Raw genomic sequence first — 24612 nt, forward strand, 5'->3', positions numbered from 1 at the left:
ACCAGTGCTACCGCCATCGCAATTCCTACCGTTGTGAATGCTTCAGGCCAGGTCATCGTAAAACATTCTCCACGCCTATCAGTCCGTTTCGCTCCAGATAGTTCATCGCTTTATCCGGCAATTTGCAGCCCGGTTTCGCTTTCTTCAGTTGCCAGGCTAACCGCTTTACCAGCATGGTTAACTCGTCGACCAGACGCTGATATCCCACTGGTTTGTATTCATGCAATTTACCAGCTGGCTCTGCTACCAGCGATGCCAGTGCAATTTTGAATAACTCGCCCTCTACCCGTGCCATCCCTGAATTGGGGTGGCATTTCGCAATCGCTATTTTTAATTTGGCTTCTTCGATTAATTGCTCTTTGGTTAATTCAGTCACTTTTCATTACCGCCCTTTCAGGCGGCCTCCCGATGTTCTGAGGGTGCAGAAATCCCTCCGGTTAAGGATTAAATTTTATTTACAACACTAAATTTAATTATTCAGGCGCGCGAATCTGTTCTGCACAATGCAACAATGCTTCTGTCACTTCCTTAAGCGTTACGGTATCGGCATCATCCAGTCCTGCAACTTTTGCGTGCCTGACAAACGCCTTGCAAAGGTCGTTAAGCGCCCCCGCTCGAACATCAGCCAGGAAAGCGTCAGCAGCCGGAATTTCAGTAACCCGTCGTTTCATCCGTTCTATTGCATGATTGAATCCGAAGTCTTCAGCAAGAGATACGTCATCCATATTGTCATTGTCAGCATCAATATCCCGTAGTTGAGGAATTGCAGACTTTATTCCCGCATTCTCCGCCGCAAGTGCAACAAGATTAGTCTCCAGCTCTGCAATGCGTTTGCTTTGGGCTTCCCGTTCATCCAGCAGTGTCAGCACGGTAGCTGGATTGGCTGCAGCGATGAATTCAGCATTGGCCTGCTGTTCCATTTGGAAATCTTCATCGAAACCGCTTTCTGGATGCGCTCCTTCAATTCTGCAAACAGGAATATATCCAGCAACTTCACGATGAATTAGTGCATCATCACCATCAAATCGGCCCTTTCCATATTCGAGCGACCACTCGCCACATGTTGCTTTTTCTGCCTTAGCACGTAGTGCCTGATAGTCAATCTTGCTCACTCTTCATCCTCCAGGTCGGCAACGGCGTCCATCACATCAGAACCGCGAATAACCTCAAAAGCACGGCAGGCCATTTGAAATACCTGCTGCTCTTGCGGATGCGGTGATTCCCAATATTTGAATCCAGGGCGATGCGCGTACCCCATCATTGAATAAAAATCACCAGCAAGCTTAATCGCGGCATCGACAAGCTCTCTGTTAGTCATTCTTTTTCCGTTCACTGGTTGCCTCCGCTTCCCACGTTTTCAGACTTTCACCACAGAACGGGCAAAATGAAACTCGAATCGGCGATTTAGAAAATTCACCAGACCGCAGCATGATCAGGTCTTGTGAATGAATTAATGCATGGTCATAGATTTTGTATTTCAGCAGACCTTTTCGCGTCGTGTATTCAGCGTCATGCTCCAGGGATTGCGTCAACGCCGCGCACGGTTCTATCTTGTTGCCATTAACCTGGCATTTTGATTCACTCACCGCACCACCTCCTGAAATTTCCCCTGATAAAACGCCAGCACGCGCTGCATAACTTCACTATTCCGGCACTCGCGACAGATTATTTTCTGTCGTCTGTTGTAACGACGTATTTCTCCGTCTGGTAATGACCAGATAAGATCAGGATCAACCACAACCGGTTTCTTCACCTTTGCCCTTGATAGTTTTTTGCGGGCGTTTTGCCAGTCTTTACGCGCCTGCTCAGACGGGAATAATCCGTAGCCTGAATTGTAAACATCACCACTGGCGACCAGTTCTCTGGCGAGAACGCTCATCAGATATCTTGTCGCACCTGTCTTGGCTTCCAGTTGCCGTAACGTCTCGCGCCCACTCCGGCGTACCAGCTCAACAACCTGCCCTTTAATTTTTTCTCGCTCTTCTTGTGTAAAAATTTTTGCCATAAGCGCCTCCGGCAATCACTTTTCCGATACAACACGGCGGGAAGAATCAGTAATCTGTCGAACAATATCCCGGTGCTTGTTCAGCTCCCGCAGCGCGGCGCAGACACGCTCCCACTTCTGGACATGATTTTTCGCCCGGCGCAGTTCACGGTTTGCCATGTGCAGCGATGGTAAAACCAGGTCATCCGCTCGCGTTTCGGTAAACGATGGTAGCGACTGCACAATGCCCGCCACAGTTTCTGTTTTAATATCTTCCTGTGTTGCAGCTTCCTGTACTGGTAACGCAACACCTGCTGGCTGAGGAAAGGCTTTACCATCGGTTTCCGCTACCGATTCAACTTTCGGCTCTGCTGGTAAATTATCACCCGGTATGCAGTAACGAAATTTACCGTTCTGGTTTACACGAATCAGACGACCTTTGCTGATTGCCATTGCCAGCGTTGAAGCCACTTTGCGGGATGTGGTACCGAACAGCGTAGCCAGTTCATCCGCCGTTTGTGGTCCACGTTGTTCAATCGTCGCAGTTAAATCGCTCTCTGAAATTTTCGCGACTGTTGCCGTGGTAGTTTCTTCCGGCAGTTCTGCCGGCGCTGGCTGCTCCTGCTGAACGTTGTTATCAGCCACACGCCAGGTGTTTACGCTTTTATCAACGAAGCCAGACTTTTTCAGTTCCCACAGCTCGTTCAGCACTTCTTCACGGCTGATATCAAGTCGCGCAGCGAGTTCTACCGACGTGGCTTTTCCCATTGCTTTCAGTGCGTCAAAAACAGTCTCCATTAAAATTTCCTCCCGGTAAAATTACTTATCAACTCAAACAAAACCAGCCGCTTTCCGGCGTTCATATTCCTGTTTCAGCAACTCAATTGGCGTTGGCCCCGACGGGCGTTTGGGTGCCGCCAGTTGTCGCCGGACTGGCGGAACGCTCAGGCCGTTACCTACATGCTTTGCCCATTTCGTCAGCTGCCGTTCTGCAAGCCGTTTTAATTCCCCTTCGGTCATCTGGCGCTCAATCCCCTTTGAACGCATCTCGAGGCAAATGTGATACAGCACAGGCTGAGACCACGGGTACTTATCACTTCCGTCGTATCGCCAGGACTCATTGCGCCAGCGGCGGTACTCCTCCATCACAGCATCCACCGTCAGACCGAATGGATTGGCTCCGCTTTCCGAAATCAGTGCCACAAACTCAGCCAGGTCCGGAGGCCATGTTTCACCCGCCCGGCAGCGGTCCATGCACTGGCGGCAGACCTGTCTGATTTGCTGCTCAGTCATCGCGCCAATCTGTGCAATCCAGAGCTTCGAAGGTGCGGCCCCGTTCTTCTGGGTCCAGCGGTTCGAATAAACCTCCCCCATGAGTTCCCACAGCTTCCACGCCGTTTCCGTCGCTGATAAATCCGTTTTCACGTTCCCACTGCTCACGTGCTGCCCGAATTTCCTGAACTGCCCGTGATGCGGTGCCACCTGGTGCGGCTGCATGGCTCACCCCCTTGCTGACTGGTTTAACCTGCGCCCTGACGTGATGTACGTGACGGGCGAATTTCTGCTCCCACTGAACCTGCGTGAAAACTTTCCCCTCCGCTGCCCAGTAGTCCCGGAAGGCGGCAAGTTCAGCTGGTGTAAATTCCGGCTCAGGAAGAGCCACGCCCCACAGCGCAGCCCGTCGTCGAAAATCCGGCGACGGATGCCAGCTATCGGTCATCGGAAATTTCCCGATGGGTTCGCTCAGGCCTTCCAGGTAATCAGGTTCCGCTGTCTGCAACGGCACGCCATTTGCCTCACTGGCCGGAACACTCTCGCGCACGCGCGCGTTATGTGTGGGGTTTATATATCTGTTATCTGTTATCTGGATACCGCATGACAAAGCGTTAGCCTTATCCTTAGGCTTATCCTCAGGCAAATGGATTGCCTTATCGAATGCCATCCCCAAAGCCTCAGAAACCCCGTAGGACGCGGCTCTCAGCGATTCCCTGGCCTCCCATTTGAGAGGGCAATCAGGAATTAAAGCGAATGCCTTTGCCCAGGATTTAATGACATTTATCGAGTTTGGCGGATTGTGTTTCGCAGCATTCGGGAGCCAAAAAACTCTGGCTTTGATATCTGCTTTCACCATGCCAAGATTCATGGCTTCGCCTAAGGCTAAGTCAAAGGCTTCGATATCCCACCCCAACTCTTCAGCCATTGCTGCCCGCCCGGCTTTAAACAACCCAGGAATAATCCCGGTAAATGGACTGGTCAGCAGATAAATAAACAAACTCTGTCCACTTGGAGGCAGAGGAGATAACGCCCTAAATTTGGGATCATCCCATATCGTTATTTTTACCTTGCGATAAGGCTCATTGTTTGCCTTAGTTTTTGGCATGGGATTTGGCATGTTTTTAGCCTTAACCATAATTGCCTCATCTGGTGTCGAACCTTCCTCCGGATATAATCTGTGATTCCCCAATCAACAGAACCAAAGGAGGTTCGACATGTCTTTAATGGCTGTTTGCCAAAAAATTAAAAATCACATGCGCACTGTGTACAAAATTAACCAGCACGACCACGACATGGTTAACCTGGTAACATGCAGGGCTATAGTTCTCACCCGCTTCCACCTGATTCTTACAAATCACTCACGGGATTCTCTCCTGAGCCCCAGTAGCTATGATTCGCTGGCGAGATTGCTATACCAGGCAAGTGAAAAACGTATTACTGATCCCTTATCTGTTTCCCCTGTCCTTGCTCTTCACATTCTGGAAGACGCTCTCTATGACCCCCGTCAGGAATGCGACTATCAATTTCTTGAAGCTGAGAAATCAATGAGAGAATGGTTCGTTGAATATCGCGAACGGCAGCAAAAGTTACCCTCAGAGTATTCAGAACTTCCGCAACTTCGCTGGAGTGACCTTCCGAACGAATTATTTGCTCTGACCCCAGAAAATTAATTCTTGGGGATAAATCGTCCATAACTGAGCGCAGGCTAAGTTCTGCGCTCTGAAGCTTCCGAACCGAAGTTTCTGTACCCCAACCCGCAATTTCTGCATTTTTTGCAAGTTTCAGGATCCAGTCTCGTAGTTCGCCGGGAGTAAGATTTCCGGCATTTATGTACGGTTTGATTTTCATTATTGGATACCCTATTCAATCAATGCACTACAACAGAATCGTCGGACGCTCCACCACCGCTGAAATGTGCTTTCCGGTAAACGGCCTGGACTGCATCATCATGCGCATCAATTGCCGTACTCAACGCTTCCTGCGCCGCCAGTAATGCACGGCGTTCCAGGGTATCGAAGATGCAGAGTCGGTGACGCAGCTCGCGCGGAAGAATTGCCAGAATTGCAGGGATCAGTTTCTGAATTTTTTCCCTTTGCGCTTCCGTTTCACCTTTTAACCAACGGTGATAGATATTCTGCTGATTGTTCCAGTCCCTGCCTGGTGTCAGAGACAATTCACCTCCCCCCTGGCGCAGATATTCTTCAGTAATTGCGTTAGCGACCCACGCCTGCCCTTTTTCGGCTGCCAGGGCTAACAGCACTGATTCGATGTGCTCATGCCTGATTTTCATGAATCAACTCCTGTGTATTTTGTGTGTTAGCCTTACATCCAACAGGTAAACCGTCGGTTGGATTCGGGTAGATATCAGGCCGGAGTTCATGAGGTGTAACCTCGAAATTCGTTACTTCAGCAACACGTAATGCTTTTTCAGGGCTGAATCTTTCATAGCCCCCCAGCACTCGACTTACATGCACCTGAGATAAACCCGTTAGCTTCCCAAACTGTAGCTGGGTGATATGTTTCTCTTTTAAATAGTCTCTTAAGTTCATAGCCAACCTTCTACGTTATGCCTCGAGCAAATATTAGCCCCACTAATTTTAAAGATCAATAGTCAAACTATCTTTGATAATATTGGTAAAACAAATAAACTCTATGTATGAAAAAAACACGCGAAGTGATTGCAACTCCAGAAGCGAGCAAGAATTTAAAAGCCGCATGGAATGCAAGAAAAAAAGAGCTGAAGCTGACTCAAGAGCTGGCGGCTGAGTTGTTGGGATTCGAATCTCAAGGCACCGTTAGCCAGTATCTGAACGGCAAGATACCGGTAAATACCGACGCTGCGCTAAAATTTGCGGCTCTGTTAAAGGTAAAACCAGAGGACATTCGAGAAGACCTTAAAGACTTAATGAATTATGTAAGATCATCAGATACTTATGATGATAGCTTTTCAGGAAAAGGATGGAGGCTGGTCAATGAAGAACAGGCAGAGTTGCTTAACCTCTTCGAAATTCTACCTGCGTCAGAAAAAGCCAAACTCCTTAACCAGCTACGTGGACTAAACAAGCTCTACGAGGAAGCCTTCGAGAACATGCTGGCACTAAAGAAACGTAACCAGTAGCCACCGCTCACTACCCCATCCACAACAAAAAAACCGACGTCTTAGTCGGTTTTTTTTGTGCCATAACTTCGGCAAATCAGCTGTATAACTAATATTTTTCCCTTGAAAAAACATTTACATAGTTACCAAATCAAAAATATTATACGCCATACTGTTGACTTAAAATATCCGCATTACTAATATTTTTATCAAGAACAGCACGGCGCTGTAGGTTTTAGTTCCGCCACCCGGCGTTAAGGGGAAATGAGGTCAACATGGATACTATCGATCTTGGCAACAACGAATCTCTGGTATGTGGCGTGTTTCCCAATCAGGACGGCACATTCACCGCCATGACGTATACCAAAAGCAAAACGTTTAAAACCGAAGCTGGCGCACGTCGCTGGTTGGAAAGAAACTAAGGTGAGTGATATGGATTTCGACACAATCATGAAAAGGCTTACGAAGAATACTTCGAAGGCCTTGCCGAAGGCGAAGAAGCTCTCAGCTTCAGTGAGTTTAAACAGGCGCTTTCCAGTTCGGCAAAAGCTAACAACTGAGAAGTTTATAATGGAATTGAGAGTTTGTTTCAAACTCTCAATAAACCAGAGGCAGGTAAGGAGCGTTAAATTATTGCTTGAGAGCAATAAGATTACTCAATCTCACCGCTATAGGCATTCCATCTGAGCATGAGGGCACGCCAGAAAATATCGTTTATGTGCAAAACGCAGTATGGATTTTCATCGGGAAGGAGTTGCCCTTCCATGGGGAGCAAAATATTAGCAGATACCAGTTTTTTTATATCAGAATCATTGCGTACAGCATGGATCACAGGATAGTTCCTCGATAATGCCGTAATGAGAATTTTTTTCTGACCCGCAGTCAAGGAATCGATAACTGCATTGATATGGCTGATTATTTTTTGTTCTCTTGTATTGTTCCGGTGACTTCGCCAGATCTTACGAAGAAATAAAGCTAAACGTTGGAGATTTATAGCCAGCACAAAAGAAAAGGCAAAAACGAATACCGGGTAAATATAAGGAATGCTGATTTTGTCTTGAACATACTCCGGCACAGAATCAGGCATAAAGAGCAATATCAAAACAAAGATAATAAGCATGTACATAAGGCGCTCTAAGGGTTCGTTACTGAATAACTTGCTCAACAAGCCGAATACATCAGGCATATTAATAACTCTCTACTGTAAGGGTATTAAAATGCTATCACAGACTCTCGCTGTAGGGGTATAGCCGAGACCACCGAGCCTGAAGTGGTAAAAAGACAGGCACACAACACGAAAGCACACGGCGAAGTTCGTCTCACTGTACGATGTCGTTAAATTTAATTCGACCGTGCACTTCCGGTTGTGGCGCTCCGCGAAATGGCGCGGCGGTAAGTATGGCGGGGTGATTCCTTCCCCATTGAGGACACCGGGTTGTCAGGTTGACCATACGCCTAAGTGACAACTCCGCTGCAACACCCTCTGCTATCAATTTTCTGGTGACGTTTGGCGGTATCAGTTTTACTCCGTGACTGCTCTACCGCCCTTTTTAAAGTGAATTTTGTGATGCGGTGAATGCGGCTAAGCGCACGCGGCACAGTTAAAAGCATCAGTGTTATGGGTGGATTATCCGGCGTTAATTGTTAACTGGTTAACGTCACCTAGAGGCACCAGGCACCGCATCGACAAAATTCATTTGTAAAAATGGAGATAATTATGATTGCTCATCACTTCGGAACTGATGAAATACCACGTCAGTGTGTGACTCCTGGCGATTATGTTCTTCATGAAGGCCGGACATATATCGCCTCGGCAAACAATATTAAAAAGCGAAAACTTTATATTCGTAGCCTGACTACAAAAACATGCATTTCTGACTGCATGATTAAAGTCTTCCTCGGTCGTGATGGTTTACCTGTAAAGGCGGAGTCATGGTAATGACTAAGAAAATAAAATGTGCTTATCACCTTTGCAATAAAGACGTTGAAGAAAGCAAAACCATTAAAAGACCACTTCATTTCATGCGTGGAGTTATCCCAACGACGGAAATGAAAAAATATTGTAGTGAAAGTTGTGCCGAAAAAGACCAGATGGCACACGAACTTTAATTAACTGACTATTCGAAACTGAATTTATGCCAGCAATGGCAGGGATTCGCTCAACCTTAATTAAGGAGAAAAACATGATTACCAATTATGAAGCCACTGTTGTAACTACCGATGACATTGTTCACGAGGTTAATCTGGAAGGAAAGCGTATTGGCTACGTGATTAAAACAGAAAATAAAGAAACCCCATTCACTGTGGTTGATATCGACGGTCCATCAGGCAACGTAAAAACACTTGATGAAGGTGTCACAAAAATGTGCCTGGTTCACATCGGAAAGAATCTGCCCGCAGAAAAAAAAGCCGGATTTCTGGCAACTCTGATTGCAATGAAATTAGGCGGTGAAATCTGAAAGAAATAGCCTGCGCCATACGCAGGCTATGAACAGTGTGTATCCGGCAAGATCATTCACTGAACAAAACGAATTTTAATCTGAGTTGAGGTTAAAAAACAATGAGCACAAAACCACTCTTCCTGTTACGGAAAGCGAAAAAATCATCCGGTGAACCTGACGTCGTCCTGTGGGCAAGCGACGATTTTGAATCGACCTGTGCCACTCTGGACTACCTGCTCGTTAAGTCAGGTAAAAAACTGAGCAGCTATTTTAAACCTGTTGCCACGAATTTTCCTGTCGTTAATGACCTTCCCCCTGAAGGTGAGATCGATTTTACCTGGAGTGAACGCTATCAACTCAGCAAAGACTCAATGACCTGGGAACTAAAACCGGGAGCAGCGCCAGACGACGTTCACCACCAGGATAATGCTCAAGAAACCAAAGAACTGGCGGGAGGCCAGGAAGAAAACGCGCAGGCAGACGCCCACGAGGATTGCCAGGATTGCGAAGTCTCTGTAGCCACTTTGCGGTTCACACAGCGTCTTCTGCACATTTTTACGTATGCAGCCGGGGATCGGAAATACCTGCATCATGCCACCCGTGAACAACGGAAACACATTACTGCTCTTGAGATGGATCAGGAAAACAGCTATGTCCAGAATCTGCTGTTGGCCATACGCAGCATGGCAGAACCGACAACTCTGGATAATGCCGCCCTGCTCCGCCTGACTGATGCAATTAAGGCAGTGTTCTCTATCACGAAAAAACATCAGCCCTATGAATTTAAGAATTTCATTTCAGCCTGGCTGGATACCGAACACATTGATCGCGGTCTTCTGACAAAAGAATGGCGAAAAGGAAATCGTGTTTCACGCATCACGCGCACGGCTTCCGGCGCTAATGCTGGCGGCGGGAACCTCACCGATCGCGGCGAAGGTTTCGTTCACGATCTGACGTCACTGGCGCGCGACGTAGCCACTGGCGTACTAGCTCGTTCAATGGACGTGGACATTTATAACCTTCATCCGGCACACGCTAAACGTGTCGAGGAAATTATCGCTGAAAATAAACCACCCTTTTCTGTTTTCCGCGACAAATTCATCACCATGCCTGGTGGACTGGATTATTCCCGCGCTATCGTGGTTGCGTCCGTAAAAGAAGCACCAATTGGGATCGAGGTTATCCCCGCACACGTCACTGAATATCTGAACAAAGTACTGACTGAAACTGATCATGCCAACCCTGATCCAGAAATCGTGGATATTGCCTGCGGTCGTTCCTCTGCCCCGATGCCGCAGCGTGTAACAGAAGAAGAAAAACTGCAACCATCTTGCGCAATGGCAGATGAACAGGCAACGGCTGAAACAGTGGAACCGGATGCAACTGAACATCATCAGGACACGCAGTCGCTGGATGCTCAGTCACAGGTAAATTCTGTTGATGCGAAATATCAGAAACTGCGGGCAGAACTCCATGAAGCCCGGAAAAACATTCCGCCCAAAAATCCTGTCGATGCAGACAAATTACTGGCTGCCTCTCGCGGAGAATTTGTTGAAGGGATTAGCGACCCGAATGATCCGAAATGGGTTAAGGGGATCCAGACCCGCGACTCTATATACCAGAATCAGCCAGAAACGGAACAGAACGACCAGAAAGCGGAACAGAACGACCCAAATACGCAACAAAACGAGCCAGAAACGAAACAGCCTGAGCCAGTAGTGCAACAACAGGAAACGGAGAAAGTTTGCACCGCCTGCAGTAAGGCTGGCGGCGGCAACTGTCCTGACTGTGGCGCGGTAATGGGCGACGCAACATACCAGGAAACATTCGGTGAAGAGAATCAGGTTGAAGCTAAGGAAAAAGATCCGGAGGAAATGGAAGGCGCTGAACATCCGCACAATGAGAATGCTGGCAGCGATCCGCATCGCGATTGCAGTGATGAAACTGGCGAAGTCGCAGATCCCGTAATCGTAGAAGACATAGAGCCAGGTATTTATTACGGAATTTCGAATGAGAATTACCACGCGGGTCCCGGTGTCAGTAAGTCTCAGCTCGATGACATTGCTGATACTCCGGCACTGTATTTGTGGCGTAAAAATGCCCCCGTGGACACTACAAAGACAAAAACGCTCGATTTAGGAACCGCTTTCCACTGCCGGGTACTTGAACCGGAAGAATTCAGTAACCGCTTTATCGTAGCACCTGAATTTAACCGCCGTACAAACGCCGGAAAAGAAGAAGAAAAAGCGTTTCTGATGGAATGCGCAAGCACAGGAAAAACGGTTATCACTGCGGAAGAAGGCCGGAAAATTGAACTAATGTATCAAAGCGTTATGGCTTTGCCGCTGGGGCAATGGCTTGTTGAAAGCGCCGGACACGCTGAATCATCAATTTACTGGGAAGATCCGGAAACAGGAATTTTGTGTCGGTGCCGTCCGGACAAAATTATTCCTGAATTTCACTGGATCATGGACGTGAAAACCACAGCGGATATTCAACGATTCAAAACGGCTTATTACGACTACCGCTATCACGTTCAGGATGCATTCTACAGTGACGGTTATGAAGCACAGTTTGGTGTGCAGCCAACTTTCGTTTTTCTGGTTGCCAGCACAACTGTTGAATGCGGACGTTATCCGGTTGAGATTTTCATGATGGGCGAAGAAGCAAAACTGGCAGGCCAGCAGGAATATCACCGCAATCTGCGGACCCTGGCTGACTGCCTAAATACCGATGAATGGCCAGCTATTAAGACGTTATCACTGCCCCGCTGGGCTAAGGAGTATGCAAATGACTAAGCAACCACCTATCGCAAAAGCCGATCTGCAAAAAACTCAGGGAAACCGTGCACCAGCAGCAGTTAACGATAAGGATGTGCTGTGCGTGATTAACAGCCCGGCAATGAAAGCGCAACTGGCAGCAGCTCTGCCACGTCACATGACAGCGGAACGCATGATCCGCATTGCTACAACAGAAATCCGTAAAGTACCGGAACTAAGAAACTGTGACTCGACGAGTTTTATCGGTGCCATCGTACAGTGTTCACAGCTCGGACTTGAGCCAGGTAGCGCCCTCGGTCATGCATATCTGCTACCGTTCGGCAACGGAAAAGCAAAAAACGGTAAGAAGAACGTACAGCTGATCATCGGTTATCGCGGCATGATCGACCTTGCCCGTCGATCAGGTCAAATCATCAGTCTGTCAGCTCGTGTTGTCCGTGAATGTGATGAATTCAGCTATGAACTTGGCCTTGATGAAAAACTGGTTCATCGTCCCGGTGAAAACGAAGATGCCCCTATAACCCATGTCTATGCTGTTGCAAAACTGAAAGACGGAGGAGTGCAGTTTGAAGTCATGACCCGCAAACAAGTAGAAAAAGTTCGCGACACGCACAGCAAGGCGGCAAAAAACGCAGCGTCAAAAGGGGCGTCGTCCATCTGGGATGAACACTTTGAAGACATGGCCAAAAAGACAGTGATACGAAAACTGTTCAAGTATCTGCCGGTATCTATTGAAATCCAGCGTGCAGTATCGATGGATGGAAAAGAGGTGGAAACAATTAATCCAGACGACATATCGGTTATAGCCGGGGAATACAGTGTAATCGATAATCCAGAAGAATAATCCAGCCTGGCGGTGTAATGCACCGCCAACGTGAGATAGTTTTTATGACAAAAACTTTGAGATATGACGATGTTAAACCATGTCCGTTTTGTGGTTGTCCATCAGTAACGGTGAAAGACATTTCAGGATATTACCGGGCAAAATGCAACGGATGCGAATCCCGAACTGGCTATGGTGGAAGTGAAAAAGAAGCGCTCGAAAGATGGAATAAACGAACCACTGAAAATATTAATGGAGGCGTTCATGTATAAAATTACCGCTACAATTGAAAAGGAAGGTGGCACTCCTACTAACTGGACAAGATATTCAAAATCTAAACTAACGAAATCAGAATGCGAAAAAATGCTCTCAGGTAAAAAAGAAGCAGGCGTTTCCAGAGAGCAGAAAGTAAAACTGATAAATTTTAATTGCGAGAAACTTCAGTCCTCGTGAATTGCATTGTATTCAAATTAAAACTTCATAGCTGATTATTAATAATCAACATCAGGCGTCAATTTCAGTCTAACATTGGCGCCTGCCAGAGGTGATGCGATGGCACAAGTAATTTTTAATGAAGAGTGGATGGTTGAATACGGCCTGATGCTTCGCACTGGTCTGGGGGCCAGACAAATTGAAGCATACCGCCAGAACTGTTGGGTGGAGGGCTTCCACTTCAAACGAGTATCTCCTTTAGGTAAGCCAGACAGCAAACGAGGAATTATCTGGTACAACTATCCAAAGATAAATCAGTTTATCAAAGACTCATGATATGTCTAAATTACCAACGGGTGTCGAGATTAGAGGTAGAAACATTCGCATCTGGTTCATGTTTCGAGGAAAACGATGTCGGGAAACATTAAAAGGCTGGGAGATTACAAACAGTAATATTAAAAAGGCCGGAAATTTAAGAGCGCTGATAGTTCATGAAATAAACTCCGGTGAATTTGAGTATTTAAGACGTTTTCCCCAGTCCAGCACTGGGGCAAAAATGGTGACAACGAGGATCATAAAAACGTTCGGGGAGCTTTGTGATATCTGGACAAAAATTAAAGAGACAGAGTTAACAACAAACACAATGAAGAAAACGAAATCACAATTAAAAACACTCAGAATAATAATTTGTGAGAGCACCCCAATATCACATATTCGTTATAGCGATATCTTAAACTATCGGAATGAACTGCTGCATGGAGAAACGCTTTACCTGGATAATCCAAGATCCAACAAAAAAGGAAGAACTGTGCGCACAGTTGATAACTATATCGCCCTGCTCTGTTCGTTGTTACGTTTTGCATATCAGTCGGGATTTATATCAACCAAACCATTTGAAGGAGTAAAAAAATTACAGCGAAACAGAATAAAGCCTGATCCGTTATCTAAAACAGAATTCAATACATTAATGGAAAGTGAAAAAGGACAGAGCCAGAACTTGTGGAAATTTGCCGTTTACTCCGGGCTTCGTCACGGGGAACTGGCTGCTCTGGCGTGGGAGGATGTGGATTTCGAGAAGGGAATTGTGAATGTCAGAAGAAACCTGACGATACTTGATATGTTCGGTCCCCCAAAAACAAATGCGGGGATCCGGACGGTAACACTACTACAGCCTGCTCTTGAAGCACTGAAAGAGCAATACAAACTGACCGGGCATCATCGCAAAAGCGAAATCACTTTTTATCATCGGGAGTACGGCAGAACCGAAAAGCAAAAACTGCATTTTGTTTTCATGCCCAGGATGTGTAACGGAAAACAGAAACCTTATTACTCGGTAAGCAGTTTGGGTGCGAGATGGAATGCAGCTGTAAAACGTGCTGGTATTCGCCGCCGTAATCCGTACCATACGCGACATACTTTTGCCTGCTGGCTGTTGACGGCAGGAGCGAACCCGGCATTTATAGCCAGCCAGATGGGGCATGAAACTGCGCAGATGGTGTATGAAATTTACGGTATGTGGATTGATGACATGAACGACGAACAGGTAGCTATGTTGAATGCGCGGTTATCGTAGTTGCAAAGTTTGCCCCCAATTTGCCCCATTTAGTACCAGAGAACTGAAATAATGCAAGAAAATCAAAAGAATACGAAGAAAGAGATATACAATCTGAACAAATTACAAAAACGTCTGCGTCGTAACGTGGGCGAAGCCATTGCTGACTTCAATATGATTGAAGAAGGCGATCGCATCATGGTTTGCCTCTCCGGGGGTAAAGACAGCTATACCATGCTGGAGATTCTGCGCAATTTGCAGCAAAGCGCGCCAATCAATTTTTCGCTGGTGGCTGTTAACCTCGATCAAAAGCAACCGGGCTTCCCGGAACACGTTCTGCCCGAGTATCTTGAAAAGCTGGGCATTGAGTACAAGATTGTGGAAGAGAACACTTACGGTATCGTGAAAGAGAAGATTCCGGAGGGCAAAACCACTTGCTCACTGTGTTCTCGTCTTCGTCGCGGAATTCTTTACCGTACCGCAACGGAACTGGGAGCGACGAAGATCGCGCTGGGTCACCATCGTGACGATATCCTGCAAACGTTGTTCTTAAATATGTTCTACGGCGGCAAGATGAAAGGTATGCCTCCGAAACTGATGAGCGATGATGGCAAACATATTGTGATTCGTCCGCTGGCCTACTGCCGCGAGAAAGATATTCAGCGCTTTGCCGATGCAAAAGCGTTCCCGATTATTCCGTGCAACCTGTGCGGTTCACAACCTAACCTGCAACGTCAGGTGATTGCTGACATGTTGCGTGACTGGGATAAACGTTATCCGGGGCGTATCGAGACGATGTTCAGCGCGATGCAGAATGTGGTGCCGTCGCATCTGTGCGATACCAACCTGTTCGATTTCAAAGGCATTACCCACGGTTCTGAAGTGGTTAACGGGGGTGATCTGGCGTTTGATCGCGAAGAGATCCCTCTACAACCGGCGGGTTGGCAGCCTGAAGAAGATGAAAATCAGTTGGATGAGTTACGACTGAATGTGGTTGAAGTGAAATAACCCGGATAGCGCCCGATGCGCAAGCTTATCGGGCTACTCTTATGGAGGCCGGATAAGACGCGGCCAGCGTCGCATCCGGCAATCCCGAAGAAGATGTTTACTCTTGCACCCTGCGATTCAACATTTCATTATTTTAATAACCGCACCCGGCACGTTTTTCCTTTAATCTTCCCGCCCTGTAACTGTTTCCATGCTTTATGAGCAACAGCCTGACGCACCGCGACATAGACATGCGCCGGATGCACGGCGATTTTGCCAATATCTGCGCCATCAAGCCCGATATCTCCTGTCAGCGCACCTAATACATCACCCGGGCGCATTTTGGCTTTTTTCCCGCCATCGATACACAACGTTGCCATTTCTGCTTCCAGCGGCACAATGGAACTATTAACTGGCGGCGTTTGCCAGTTAAGTTTTATCTGCAACATGTCAGAAATGATATTGGCCCGCTGTGCTTCTTCCGGGGCACAGAAACTGATCGCCAGACCGCTATTTCCTGCACGCGCTGTACGACCGATGCGATGTACATGAACTTCAGGATCCCACGCCAGTTCAAAGTTCACTACCAGCTCAAGCGATTTAATATCAAGACCACGCGCAGCAACATCCGTCGCGACCAGCACACGAGCGCTACCGTTAGCAAAACGTACCAGGGTCTGATCGCGGTCACGTTGCTCCAGATCGCCATGTAACGACAATGCACTTTGCCCTATGTCATTCAGCGCGTCGCAGACAGCCTGACAATCTTTTTTGGTATTGCAAAACACCACGCAAGAGGATGGCTGATGCAAACTTAATAACCGTTGCAACAGCGGAATTTTGCCTTTGCTGGATGTCTCATAAAATTGTTGTTCAATGGGAGGCAGAGCATCTGTTGAGTCAATTTCAATCGCCAATGGATCGCGTTGAACTCGTCCGCTGATTGCGGTGATGGCTTCCGGCCAGGTTGCCGAAAACAGAAGCGTCTGTCGAGATGCTGGCGCAAAACGGATAACATCATCAATGGCATCGCTAAATCCCATATCCAGCATGCGATCGGCTTCATCCATCACCAGCATATTCAACGCATCCAGTGATACCGTGCCTTTTTGCAGATGGTCCAGCAAACGCCCCGGGGTTGCCACGATAATATGCGGCGCATGTTGCAACGAATCACGCTGCATACCGAACGGTTGACCACCGCACAAAGTCAAAATTTTGGTATTTGGCAGAAAACGCGCCAGCCGACGCAATTCACCTGCCACCTGATCCGCCAGTTCACGCGTAGGGCACAGCACTAAAGCCTGGGTCTGAAATAGCGACGCATCAATTTTCTGTAGCAGCCCGAGGCCAAAAGCCGCCGTTTTGCCGCTGCCGGTTTTCGCCTGCACGCGAACATCTTTTCCGGCAAGGATCGCCGGAAGCGCGGCAGCCTGCACCGGCGTCATAGTTAAATAACCCAACTCATTAAGGTTCGTGAGTTGGGCGGGAGGCAAAACATTCAGGGTAGAAAAAGCGGTCACAATCTGTTCTCGTGGTCATCGACGCAAAAATTAGCAAGCGCGTATCCTCGCAGATCTACGCTCACGATGCGACAATTTAATCGGTTCTTCATCGGGTGGTGGGTCAGGCATGGGTTGCGGGCGAGGGATTGGATCGGGCACGGGAACAGGATCGCCAGGAATCGGTTCAGGGACAGGAATTTGCAAATAAATGAGTGTCGTCATATTTCCCTCCGGTCATTGGGTGGACTCTTAAAGGGTAGACGCTGATATATAACAGGCAAAAAAAAGCCGACTCATCAAAGTCGGCGTCGTACGAATCAATTGTGCTATGCAGTAATTCAAAAAAGGAAGTAAGACAATATGGAGCGCAACGCCCATCGCTTGACGTTGCATTCACCTGCAAGAGAGATATTGCCCTGAATGGGTAGAGAGTTTATTGACTTCGCTCAAACTTTGCGGCGTTTTTGTATACAGATAGTAGGGAAAATTGCTGTTGTTACAACCATTTACTACGATGCAACCATAAAGCAACACCACCAATAAGAACGACTAACAGAATACAAAAAATTGAAAATCCGAATTGCCACCCGCCACCTGGGATCCCACCAAGGTTGACACCAAATAACCCGGTCAGAAACGTACTGGGTAAAAAGACCATTGCCATTAATGACATTGTATAGGTGCGACGGGCTAAATTTTCCTGCATCACCTGAGCGATTTCATCCGCCATCACGCCAGTCCGTGCTATACAGGCGTCAATTTCGTCCAGGCCGCGCCCAAGGCGATCGGCAATATCCTGCATTCGGCGGCGTTGATCATCATTCATCCACGGCAGACGCTCACTGGCAAGACGAGCATAAACATCACGTTGCGGTGCCATATAGCGACGCATAACAATTAATTGTTTGCGCAGCAGCGCCAGAAATCCACGCGGTGGAATTTGTTGATCGAGGAGATTATCTTCAAGGTCGATAATTTTATCGTGCAGCTGCTCAATAAATTCGCTGGAATGATCGGTCAACGCATCGCACACATCCACCAGCCAGCCACCGCAATCGGTCGGACCTGTACCCTCTTCCAGATCGCTCACCACATCGTCCAGGGCCAGCACTTTGCGTTGTCGGGTCGAAACAATTAACCGCCCGTCCATATATACACGCATGGCGACCAGTTGGTCGGGGCGTTCATCGGTGCTGCCGTTTATACAGCGCAATGTAATCAGCGTACCTTCACCGAGACGGCTGACTCGGGGCCGTGTGCTCTCGCCCGCCAGCGCATCACGTACGTTATTGGGAAGCAGCGGTGTTGTCGCCAGCCATTGGGCGCTATCATGGTGTACATAATTAAGGTGGAGCCAGCAGGGATGCGCTTCATCAATCACATCTGTATTTTCCAGCGGTTTAACGCCGCCTCTACCATCCAGCATCCAGGCAAATACTGCATCCGGGACATTAACGTCCGATCCCTTAATCGCTTCCACAGTGCCTCCATCATCAACGCATTATTTTGTAGTCTAGCCTTCTGGCCCTGTTACGCAACATCTCATCACCCCATTACCCTGAAATGATTAATAAAATTCTGTCTAAATTGAATACAAAAAGCAAAATGCTTTTCCATATACAAACCGTGTGAAGTGTTAAATAGCGTCTATCATTATCAGAATTATCTGATCATATGACGTGGCTTTATTGCGATCGGATAGCAACAAAAATTGATAAAAATAACGGGATCTCAATGATTACGCACAACTTCAATACCCTGGACTTACTCACCAGTCCTGTCTGGATCGTTTCGCCCTTTGAGGAACAGTTAATTTATGCCAACAGCGCGGCGCGACTGTTGATGCAAGACCTCACGTTTAGTCAGCTACGAACCGGTCCCTATTCCGTCTCCTCACAAAAAGAACTGCCGAAATACCTCTCCGATCTGCAAAACCAACACGATATTATCGAAATCCTCACCGTTCAACGTAAAGAAGAGGAAACAGCATTAAGCTGTCGGCTTGTTTTGCGAGAGCTGACAGAAGCAGAACCGGTGATTATTTTCGAAGGTATCGAAGCACCGGCAACGCTGGGTTTAAAAGCCAGTCGCTCGGCAAATTATCAGCGCAAAAAACAAGGTTTTTATGCGCGCTTTTTTCTGACTAACTCTGCACCAATGTTGTTGATTGACCCCTCACGAGATGGCCAAATCGTCGATGCTAACCTCGCCGCGCTCAATTTCTATGGTTATAACCATGAAACGATGTGCCAGAAACATACCTGGGAAATTAATATGCTCGGGCGTCGCGTCATGCCTATCATGCATGAAATCTCGCATTTACCCGGTGGTCATAAGCCTTTGAATTTTGTTCATAAACTGGCGGATGGTTCGACTCGTCATGTGCAGACCTATGCTGGGCCGATTGAAATTTATGGCGACAAGCTCATGTTATGTATTGTGCATGATATTACGGAGCAAAAACGGCTGGAGGAGCAGCTGGAACATGCTGCCCACCATGACGCGATGACCGGATTACTGAATCGGCGCCAGTTTTATCACATTACCGAGCCAGGCCAAATGCAGCACCTCGCCATCACTCAGGATTACAGCTTATTGCTCATCGACACCGATCGTTTTAAACACATTAACGATCTCTATGGGCATTCTAAAGGTGATGAGGTGTTATGCGCCCTCGCCCGCACTCTCGAAAGTTGCGCTCGCAAAGGCGATTTGGTGTTTCGTTGGGGAGGCGAAGAGTTTGTCTTATTGCTACCAAGAACCCCACTGGATACCGCGCTTTCGCTGGCTGAAACTATCCGCGTAAGCGTGACAAAAGTGAGTATTTCGGGCTTACCACGCTTTACCGTCAGCATTGGTGTGGCGCATCACGAAGGAAATGAAAGCATCGATGAACTGTTTAAACGCGTTGATGATGCTTTGTATCGGGCGAAAAATGATGGACGCAACCGCGTGCTGGCGGCATAAGCCGCGGATGCGTCTCGAGATCAACGACTGCGCTTAGCGTGGCGCTCCCAGTTTTCTTGCTTTGCCTGCGCCGTTTTACGTAGTGCGACGTAACACGCCCCGCTGCCGCCATGATGCGGTAGCGCGGTACAATATGCCTGGACATCATCAAATTCGGTCAACCAGCGCGCCACATAGCTGCGGACAATATTGGCATGCGATTTATCTTCCCGCCCTTTACCATGAATAATCAGCACATTACGCAAACCATCCGCCAGGGCTTGTTGAATGAAACTGAACACCATTTTGCGGCACTCTTCCACCGGCTGGCGCAAAAGATTCAGGCTCGCCTGTTGCGGATATTTACCACTGCGCAGCTTATCCAGCACCCCATGTTGCAACCCTTCCCGCCGAAACTCCAGCGGCTGGCTTAGCGGGATGATGTCGAGAAATCCGGTGGTGAGGAAATTATCAAGTTGCAGCGTGTCGATACGCTGCGGCGCACGTTGGTTACGCGTTGGATGCCAGTGGACATCTGTAGCACGTTTCAGCGGCTGGACATCTTCCATGGCGTCAAGAAACAGCGATTTGTCGTCAAGGTTCATGTTACATCCTCCCGCAATTAAGAGCGCGATATGATAACCAGACCGGGTCGGTCCAACAACGTATTACCCAAAATTCCAGTAATAAGTTCCAAATATTGCCGATATTTTAAGCAAAATGCTTATGCATGATTATTCATTCACGATATTAATAATGTAACTTATATTTTCGTGAAATCTGTCACTGAAGAAAATTGGCAACTAAAGGTTAAAACCGTTATAACACAGTCACCGGCGCAGAGGAGACAATGCCGGATTTAAGACGCGGATGCACTGCTGTGTGTACTGTAGAGTCTGGCGGATGTCGACAGACTCTATTTTTTTATGCAGTTTTAACTTTGCAGATAGCCGCATTCTCGCCGAAATTGCGTGATTAATGACGCGGTCAGTGGTGTCTGGCGACTATCACGCCGCTGAATCAAATAATAGGCCGCTTTCGGTAAAATTTCGCTAACCGGCAACATCACCAGCCCCTGTCCGTGCAAGGGATCGCAGCCCATTTCTTCAGGTAGTATGCTGAGAAAATCGCTTTTTGCCACCAGACTGATACAGGCTGAAAACGTCTCGCAGACTACGCCGACCTGTGGCGTTTGCGCCTGATCGTCAAGCAATTCACTCAACTGTTTGTAGTAGCTGCCGTGTGGCGTCGGCATTGTCCAGCTGTAGTCCAGTAACTGTTTGATCGAACGGGCACCAATGGCGGGATGTCCCGGGCGGCAAAAGATCGCGAATTGCTTTTCCAGTAATTTCTCAAAAGTAAATTCGTGGTCGTAGGGTCCCTGATAATAGGTATTGATGGTGAAATCCAGTTCTCCCTGGCGCAATTCATTAATCATCGACACCAGTTGCCCTTCCATAATGCGTACTTTTACCTGCGGATGCTGCTGATGAAAACGAGATATGACAGCTGGCATCAGACTGCGGGAAATACTGGCCCCCATGCCGATATTAATTTGCCCTGCCAGTTGCCCTTGTCGTTGGCGAATATCCTCTTGCGCTGCGCGCAGCTCTTCAAGAATAAGACTGGCGTGCTGATAAAAACTTTCGCCGGCATCAGTTAACGTCACGCCTTTACTACGGCGAAAAAAGAGTTGCGCCGATAACCCTTCTTCCAGCTCCTGAATAGATTTACTCAGTGCCGGTTGCGACATATTCAACATGCGGCTCGCTCCGCGAATGCTGCCCTGACGAGCCACTTCAACAAAAGCCCGAATTTGATGAATTTTTACCTGAAAAGCCATGACGCCACCGATAACCGTTATTTATCAGACCAAAGAAACTGGCATCTACTTTAATGCAGATGATTATGTCAGGGTAATTTATGAACGGTTAAAACTGTGAAAAATCAGTTAGTGATAAGTAAAAACTATCGCTACGTGAACCGGGTCACACTTTTTACTGATGACGGGAAAGGTTATGGAGTCTTTGAATCAATTTATTAATTCGCTTGCCCCAAAATTATCGCACTGGCGACGTGATTTTCACCACTATGCAGAGTCTGGCTGGGTGGAATTCCGCACTGCCACCCTTGTTGCGGAAGAATTGCACCAGCTCGGTTATTCACTGGCGCTGGGCCGCGAAGTCGTTAATGAAAGTAGCCGGATGGGATTACCTGATGAATTCACTCTACAACGCGAATTCGAGCGCGCTCGTCAACAGGGGGCGCTAGAACAATGGATTGCGGCTTTTGAAGGTGGTTTCACTGGCATCGTCGCTACCCTGGATACCGGTCGCCCCGGTCCGGTGATGGCTTTCCGTGTCGATATGGACGCGCTGGATCTCAGTGAAGAACGGGATGTCAGCCATCGCCCCTACCGCGACGGTTTTGCGTCATGTAACGCCGGAATGATGCATGCCTGTGGTCATGATGGACATACCGCTATTGGGCTTGGGCTGGCGCACACCCTTAAACAGTTCGAGTCCGGACTTCACGGCGTCATCAAGCTGATTTTTCAGCCTGCAGAGGAAGGTACGCGTGGCGCGCGGGCGATGGTCGATGCAGGTGTAGTGGATGATGTTGATTATTTTACTGCTGTGCACATTGGCACTGGTGTACCTGCGGGCACAGTAGTGTGCGGCAGTGATAATTTTATGGCAACCACCAAATTTGACGCGCACTTCACCGGGACCGCCGCTCACGCAGGCGCAAAACCAGAAGACGGTCACAATGCCTTACTGGCGGCAGCACAAGCAACTCTTGCGCTGCATGGAATCGCCCCGCACAGCGAAGGGGCTTCCAGAGTAAACGTGGGCGTTATGCAGGCAGGAAGCGGTCGTAATGTGGTTCCTGCCTCGGCGTTGCTGAAAGTTGAAACTCGAGGGGTCAGCGACGTCATCAATCAATATGTTTTTGACCGTGCACAACAAGCGATTCAGGGCGCAGCAGCCATGTATGGTGTCGGCGTTGAAACTCGGCTGATGGGTGCAGCTACCGCCAGTTCTCCTTCGCCGCAATGGGTCGCATGGTTACAAAGCCAGGCGGCTCAGGTCGCGGGGGTCAATCAGGCCATTGAACGTGTTGAAGCGCCTGCGGGTTCCGAAGATGCCACATTAATGATGGCCCGCGTGCAGCGACATCAAGGGCAAGCCTCCTATATGGTGTTTGGCACACAGCTGGCGGCAGGTCATCACAACGAAAAATTCGATTTTGACGAGCAGGTTCTCGCTATTGCCGTCGAAACGCTGGCGCGCACCGCGCTCAATTTTCCCTGGACGCGAGGTATCTGATGCAGGAAATCTATCGTTTTATCGACGATGCGATTGAAGCCGATCGCCAACGTTATACCGATATTGCTGATCAAATCTGGGATCATCCAGAAACACGTTTTGAAGAGTTCTGGTCAGCGGAACATCTGGCTTCGGCGCTGGAATCTGCAGGCTTCACCGTGACTCGCAACGTAGGCAATATCCCAAATGCCTTTATTGCTTCGTTTGGTCAAGACAAACCGGTTATCGCCTTGCTGGGGGAATATGACGCCCTGGCAGGTTTAAGTCAGCAAGCAGGTTGCGCGCAGCCTACATCCACGACGCCCGGTGAAAATGGTCACGGTTGCGGACACAATTTGCTGGGAACCGCCGCTTTTGCCGCAGCAATAGCCGTCAAGAAATGGCTGGAACAATATGGGCAAGGCGGCACGGTGCGCTTTTATGGTTGTCCTGGCGAAGAAGGCGGCTCGGGAAAAACGTTCATGGTCCGCGAGGGGTTATTTGATGATGTGGATGCGGCACTCACCTGGCACCCGGAAGCCTTTGCCGGTATGTTCAATACCCGCACGCTGGCAAACATTCAGGCATCATGGCGCTTTAAAGGGATCGCAGCACATGCCGCGAACTCCCCTCATTTGGGACGCAGCGCTCTTGATGCCGTAACGTTGATGACCACTGGTACCAACTTCCTCAACGAACATATTATTGAAAAAACGCGCGTACACTATGCCATCACAGATAGCGGCGGGATCTCGCCCAACGTGGTCCAGGCGCAGGCAGAAGTGCTTTATCTTATCCGCGCCCCCGAAATGACCGATGTGCAGCATATTTATGATCGGGTCGCCAAAATCGCCGAAGGTGCGGCATTGATGACCGAAACCACGGTTGAATGCCGCTTTGACAAAGCCTGTTCCAGTTATCTCCCGAATCGCACCTTAGAAAAAGCCATGTACCAGGCCCTATCCCATTTTGGTACTCCGGAATGGAACTGCGAAGAACTGGCTTTTGCGAAACAAATTCAGGCTACGCTCACCCCCAACGATCGGCAAAACAGTCTGAATAATATCGCCGCAACCGGTGGAGAAAACGGCAAGGCTTTTGCACTACGTCATCGTGAAACGGTACTGGCGAATGAAGTCGCTCCATATGCCGCCACCGATAACGTGCTTGCGGCATCAACTGATGTCGGCGACGTCAGTTGGAAACTGCCTGTTGCCCAGTGTTTCAGCCCCTGTTTCGCCGTCGGTACACCGCTACATACGTGGCAACTGGTTAGCCAGGGGCGAACGTCTATTGCTCATAAAGGAATGCTGCTGGCGGCGAAAACTATAGCAGCAACCACACTTAATCTCTTCATTGATTCAGGGCTATTGCAAGAATGCCAACAAGAGCATCAGCAAGTTACGGACACGCAACCGTATCACTGCCCTATTCCGAAAAACGTGACACCGTCACCTTTAAAATAACAACAACAACGCAAAC

At 48.3% G+C, this 24612-nt stretch carries 33 protein-coding genes and 1 pseudogene; 16 read left to right on the forward strand and 18 right to left on the reverse strand.

Translation table 11 applies throughout. The features are described from left to right. Positions 1 to 52: 52 nt before the first annotated feature. The 11 genes from FQ015_RS10665 to FQ015_RS10715 all read right to left on the reverse strand — a co-directional run bounded on the left by FQ015_RS10665 (position 53) and on the right by FQ015_RS10715 (position 5808). A complete protein-coding gene (locus FQ015_RS10665; protein WP_160524039.1) occupies positions 53 to 376 on the reverse strand; it encodes a hypothetical protein in 324 nt (107 codons plus the stop codon). Between the two features lie 97 nt (positions 377 to 473). Then, positions 474 to 1112: an ead/Ea22-like family protein gene (locus FQ015_RS10670; protein ID WP_160524040.1), complete on the reverse strand. Its 639-nt coding sequence runs from the start codon at positions 1110 to 1112 to the stop codon at positions 474 to 476. Further along, the gene (locus tag FQ015_RS10675; RefSeq protein WP_001469652.1) at positions 1109 to 1318 is read right to left on the reverse strand and encodes a hypothetical protein; all 210 of its coding nucleotides are present in this window, start codon (positions 1316 to 1318) and stop codon (positions 1109 to 1111) included. The genes FQ015_RS10670 and FQ015_RS10675 overlap by 4 nt, the downstream gene beginning before the upstream one ends. Further along, the gene (locus tag FQ015_RS10680) at positions 1311 to 1586 is read right to left on the reverse strand and encodes a hypothetical protein (protein ID WP_160524041.1); all 276 of its coding nucleotides are present in this window, start codon (positions 1584 to 1586) and stop codon (positions 1311 to 1313) included. The genes FQ015_RS10675 and FQ015_RS10680 overlap by 8 nt, the downstream gene beginning before the upstream one ends. Beyond that, positions 1583 to 2005 carry a DUF977 family protein gene (locus FQ015_RS10685; RefSeq protein ID WP_160524042.1) on the reverse strand — a complete coding sequence of 141 codons (423 nt, stop codon included), beginning with the start codon at positions 2003 to 2005 and terminating at the stop codon, positions 1583 to 1585. Before FQ015_RS10685 ends, FQ015_RS10680 begins: the two co-directional genes overlap by 4 nt. A 15-nt stretch (positions 2006 to 2020) precedes the next feature. Continuing rightward, positions 2021 to 2782 (reverse strand): DUF1627 domain-containing protein, encoded by a 762-nt coding sequence (locus FQ015_RS10690; protein WP_160524043.1) that lies wholly within the window; start codon positions 2780 to 2782, stop codon positions 2021 to 2023. Positions 2783 to 2815: 33 nt separating this feature from the next. Beyond that, positions 2816 to 3277 carry a replication protein P gene (locus FQ015_RS10695; RefSeq protein ID WP_000139473.1) on the reverse strand — a complete coding sequence of 154 codons (462 nt, stop codon included), beginning with the start codon at positions 3275 to 3277 and terminating at the stop codon, positions 2816 to 2818. Beyond that, on the reverse strand, positions 3270 to 4184 hold the full coding sequence (locus tag FQ015_RS10700; protein WP_160524066.1) for a DnaT-like ssDNA-binding domain-containing protein: 915 nt from the start codon (positions 4182 to 4184) through the stop codon (positions 3270 to 3272). The genes FQ015_RS10695 and FQ015_RS10700 overlap by 8 nt, the downstream gene beginning before the upstream one ends. Positions 4185 to 4693: 509 nt before the next feature. After that, the gene (locus FQ015_RS10705; RefSeq protein WP_040092190.1) at positions 4694 to 5107 is read right to left on the reverse strand and encodes a hypothetical protein; all 414 of its coding nucleotides are present in this window, start codon (positions 5105 to 5107) and stop codon (positions 4694 to 4696) included. Between the two features lie 19 nt (positions 5108 to 5126). Beyond that, positions 5127 to 5549, reverse strand: a complete 423-nt coding sequence (locus FQ015_RS10710; RefSeq protein WP_160524044.1) for a toxin YdaT family protein — start codon at positions 5547 to 5549, stop codon at positions 5127 to 5129. Next, positions 5533 to 5808 carry a YdaS family helix-turn-helix protein gene (locus FQ015_RS10715; protein ID WP_001053423.1) on the reverse strand — a complete coding sequence of 92 codons (276 nt, stop codon included), beginning with the start codon at positions 5806 to 5808 and terminating at the stop codon, positions 5533 to 5535. Before FQ015_RS10715 ends, FQ015_RS10710 begins: the two co-directional genes overlap by 17 nt. Before the next feature lie 107 nt (positions 5809 to 5915). On the opposite strand from FQ015_RS10715, the gene FQ015_RS10720 reads away from it, so the two are divergent. From FQ015_RS10720 to ydfB, 3 genes and pseudogenes are all read left to right on the forward strand, one after another. Then, positions 5916 to 6377 (forward strand): helix-turn-helix domain-containing protein, encoded by a 462-nt coding sequence (locus tag FQ015_RS10720; protein WP_000753628.1) that lies wholly within the window; start codon positions 5916 to 5918, stop codon positions 6375 to 6377. 254 nt (positions 6378 to 6631) lie between these two features. Continuing rightward, a complete protein-coding gene (locus FQ015_RS10725; RefSeq protein ID WP_000379553.1) occupies positions 6632 to 6778 on the forward strand; it encodes a DUF1391 family protein in 147 nt (48 codons plus the stop codon). 10 nt (positions 6779 to 6788) lie between these two features. After that, positions 6789 to 6916: pseudogene (gene ydfB, locus FQ015_RS24535) on the forward strand (protein YdfB). A gap of 92 nt (positions 6917 to 7008) precedes the next feature. On the opposite strand, the gene FQ015_RS10730 reads toward ydfB, so the two are convergent. After that, positions 7009 to 7542: a super-infection exclusion protein B gene (locus tag FQ015_RS10730; protein WP_050483990.1), complete on the reverse strand. Its 534-nt coding sequence runs from the start codon at positions 7540 to 7542 to the stop codon at positions 7009 to 7011. 531 nt (positions 7543 to 8073) lie between these two features. Between FQ015_RS10730 and kilR the strand changes: the two genes are divergently transcribed. From kilR to ttcA, 10 genes are all read left to right on the forward strand, one after another. Beyond that, positions 8074 to 8295 (forward strand): killing protein KilR, encoded by a 222-nt coding sequence (kilR, locus tag FQ015_RS10735; RefSeq protein ID WP_000560226.1) that lies wholly within the window; start codon positions 8074 to 8076, stop codon positions 8293 to 8295. Beyond that, positions 8295 to 8465: a YdaE family protein gene (locus tag FQ015_RS10740; RefSeq protein WP_086590414.1), complete on the forward strand. Its 171-nt coding sequence runs from the start codon at positions 8295 to 8297 to the stop codon at positions 8463 to 8465. The genes kilR and FQ015_RS10740 overlap by 1 nt, the downstream gene beginning before the upstream one ends. A gap of 74 nt (positions 8466 to 8539) precedes the next feature. Then, positions 8540 to 8815 carry a hypothetical protein gene (locus FQ015_RS10745; protein WP_001351479.1) on the forward strand — a complete coding sequence of 92 codons (276 nt, stop codon included), beginning with the start codon at positions 8540 to 8542 and terminating at the stop codon, positions 8813 to 8815. A 101-nt stretch (positions 8816 to 8916) separates the two neighbouring features. Beyond that, positions 8917 to 11595 carry an exodeoxyribonuclease VIII gene (gene recE / locus FQ015_RS10750; protein WP_160524045.1) on the forward strand — a complete coding sequence of 893 codons (2679 nt, stop codon included), beginning with the start codon at positions 8917 to 8919 and terminating at the stop codon, positions 11593 to 11595. Beyond that, on the forward strand, positions 11588 to 12421 hold the full coding sequence (recT, locus tag FQ015_RS10755) for a recombination protein RecT (RefSeq protein WP_000166322.1): 834 nt from the start codon (positions 11588 to 11590) through the stop codon (positions 12419 to 12421). Before recE ends, recT begins: the two co-directional genes overlap by 8 nt. A 56-nt stretch (positions 12422 to 12477) precedes the next feature. Continuing rightward, on the forward strand, positions 12478 to 12672 hold the full coding sequence (ralR, locus tag FQ015_RS10760) for a type I toxin-antitoxin system endodeoxyribonuclease toxin RalR (RefSeq protein WP_072130784.1): 195 nt from the start codon (positions 12478 to 12480) through the stop codon (positions 12670 to 12672). Then, positions 12665 to 12853 carry a DUF1187 family protein gene (locus tag FQ015_RS10765; RefSeq protein ID WP_001302840.1) on the forward strand — a complete coding sequence of 63 codons (189 nt, stop codon included), beginning with the start codon at positions 12665 to 12667 and terminating at the stop codon, positions 12851 to 12853. The genes ralR and FQ015_RS10765 overlap by 8 nt, the downstream gene beginning before the upstream one ends. A gap of 99 nt (positions 12854 to 12952) precedes the next feature. Further along, complete coding sequence (xisR, locus tag FQ015_RS10770) at positions 12953 to 13168, forward strand: excisionase XisR (RefSeq protein ID WP_000079604.1); 216 nt, start codon at positions 12953 to 12955, stop codon at positions 13166 to 13168. Between the two features lies 1 nt (position 13169). Next, positions 13170 to 14405 (forward strand): tyrosine-type recombinase/integrase, encoded by a 1236-nt coding sequence (locus FQ015_RS10775; protein ID WP_160524046.1) that lies wholly within the window; start codon positions 13170 to 13172, stop codon positions 14403 to 14405. Between the two features lie 51 nt (positions 14406 to 14456). Continuing rightward, complete coding sequence (gene ttcA, locus FQ015_RS10780; protein ID WP_074505624.1) at positions 14457 to 15392, forward strand: tRNA 2-thiocytidine(32) synthetase TtcA; 936 nt, start codon at positions 14457 to 14459, stop codon at positions 15390 to 15392. Positions 15393 to 15520: 128 nt separating this feature from the next. Here ttcA and dbpA read toward each other — a convergent pair whose 3' ends face one another. From dbpA to ydaN, 4 genes are all read right to left on the reverse strand, one after another. Continuing rightward, complete coding sequence (gene dbpA / locus FQ015_RS10785) at positions 15521 to 16894, reverse strand: ATP-dependent RNA helicase DbpA (RefSeq protein WP_000123713.1); 1374 nt, start codon at positions 16892 to 16894, stop codon at positions 15521 to 15523. A 30-nt stretch (positions 16895 to 16924) separates the two neighbouring features. Further along, positions 16925 to 17098, reverse strand: coding sequence for a proline-rich small protein YnaL (gene ynaL / locus FQ015_RS24540; protein ID WP_001296046.1), 174 nt, complete (start codon positions 17096 to 17098; stop codon positions 16925 to 16927). Positions 17099 to 17372: 274 nt separating this feature from the next. Further along, positions 17373 to 18356, reverse strand: coding sequence for a zinc transporter ZntB (gene zntB / locus FQ015_RS10790; protein ID WP_000387385.1), 984 nt, complete (start codon positions 18354 to 18356; stop codon positions 17373 to 17375). Between the two features lie 13 nt (positions 18357 to 18369). Then, positions 18370 to 18417 (reverse strand): protein YnaN, encoded by a 48-nt coding sequence (ydaN, locus tag FQ015_RS24185; protein ID WP_211180494.1) that lies wholly within the window; start codon positions 18415 to 18417, stop codon positions 18370 to 18372. Between the two features lie 193 nt (positions 18418 to 18610). Here ydaN and dgcM point away from each other — a divergent pair, with 193 nt between their 5' ends. Continuing rightward, positions 18611 to 19843: a diguanylate cyclase DgcM gene (dgcM, locus tag FQ015_RS10795; protein WP_001353225.1), complete on the forward strand. Its 1233-nt coding sequence runs from the start codon at positions 18611 to 18613 to the stop codon at positions 19841 to 19843. Positions 19844 to 19863: 20 nt separating this feature from the next. Here the strand turns inward: dgcM and smrA are convergent, their stop codons facing one another. Together smrA and FQ015_RS10805 are read right to left on the reverse strand one after the other, a co-directional pair. Beyond that, positions 19864 to 20427, reverse strand: coding sequence for a DNA endonuclease SmrA (smrA, locus tag FQ015_RS10800; RefSeq protein ID WP_001046832.1), 564 nt, complete (start codon positions 20425 to 20427; stop codon positions 19864 to 19866). A gap of 329 nt (positions 20428 to 20756) precedes the next feature. Beyond that, positions 20757 to 21665, reverse strand: a complete 909-nt coding sequence (locus FQ015_RS10805; protein ID WP_160524047.1) for a LysR family transcriptional regulator — start codon at positions 21663 to 21665, stop codon at positions 20757 to 20759. 175 nt (positions 21666 to 21840) lie between these two features. On the opposite strand from FQ015_RS10805, the gene abgA reads away from it, so the two are divergent. Beyond that, positions 21841 to 23151 (forward strand): p-aminobenzoyl-glutamate hydrolase subunit AbgA, encoded by a 1311-nt coding sequence (gene abgA / locus FQ015_RS10810; RefSeq protein WP_160524048.1) that lies wholly within the window; start codon positions 21841 to 21843, stop codon positions 23149 to 23151. Next, positions 23151 to 24596: a p-aminobenzoyl-glutamate hydrolase subunit AbgB gene (abgB, locus tag FQ015_RS10815; protein WP_160524049.1), complete on the forward strand. Its 1446-nt coding sequence runs from the start codon at positions 23151 to 23153 to the stop codon at positions 24594 to 24596. Before abgA ends, abgB begins: the two co-directional genes overlap by 1 nt. The last annotated feature ends 16 nt before the right edge of the window (positions 24597 to 24612 follow it).

Source organism: Escherichia sp. HH26CH (genome assembly GCF_009820205.1).
Classification (GTDB): domain Bacteria; phylum Pseudomonadota; class Gammaproteobacteria; order Enterobacterales; family Enterobacteriaceae; genus Escherichia; species Escherichia coli_F.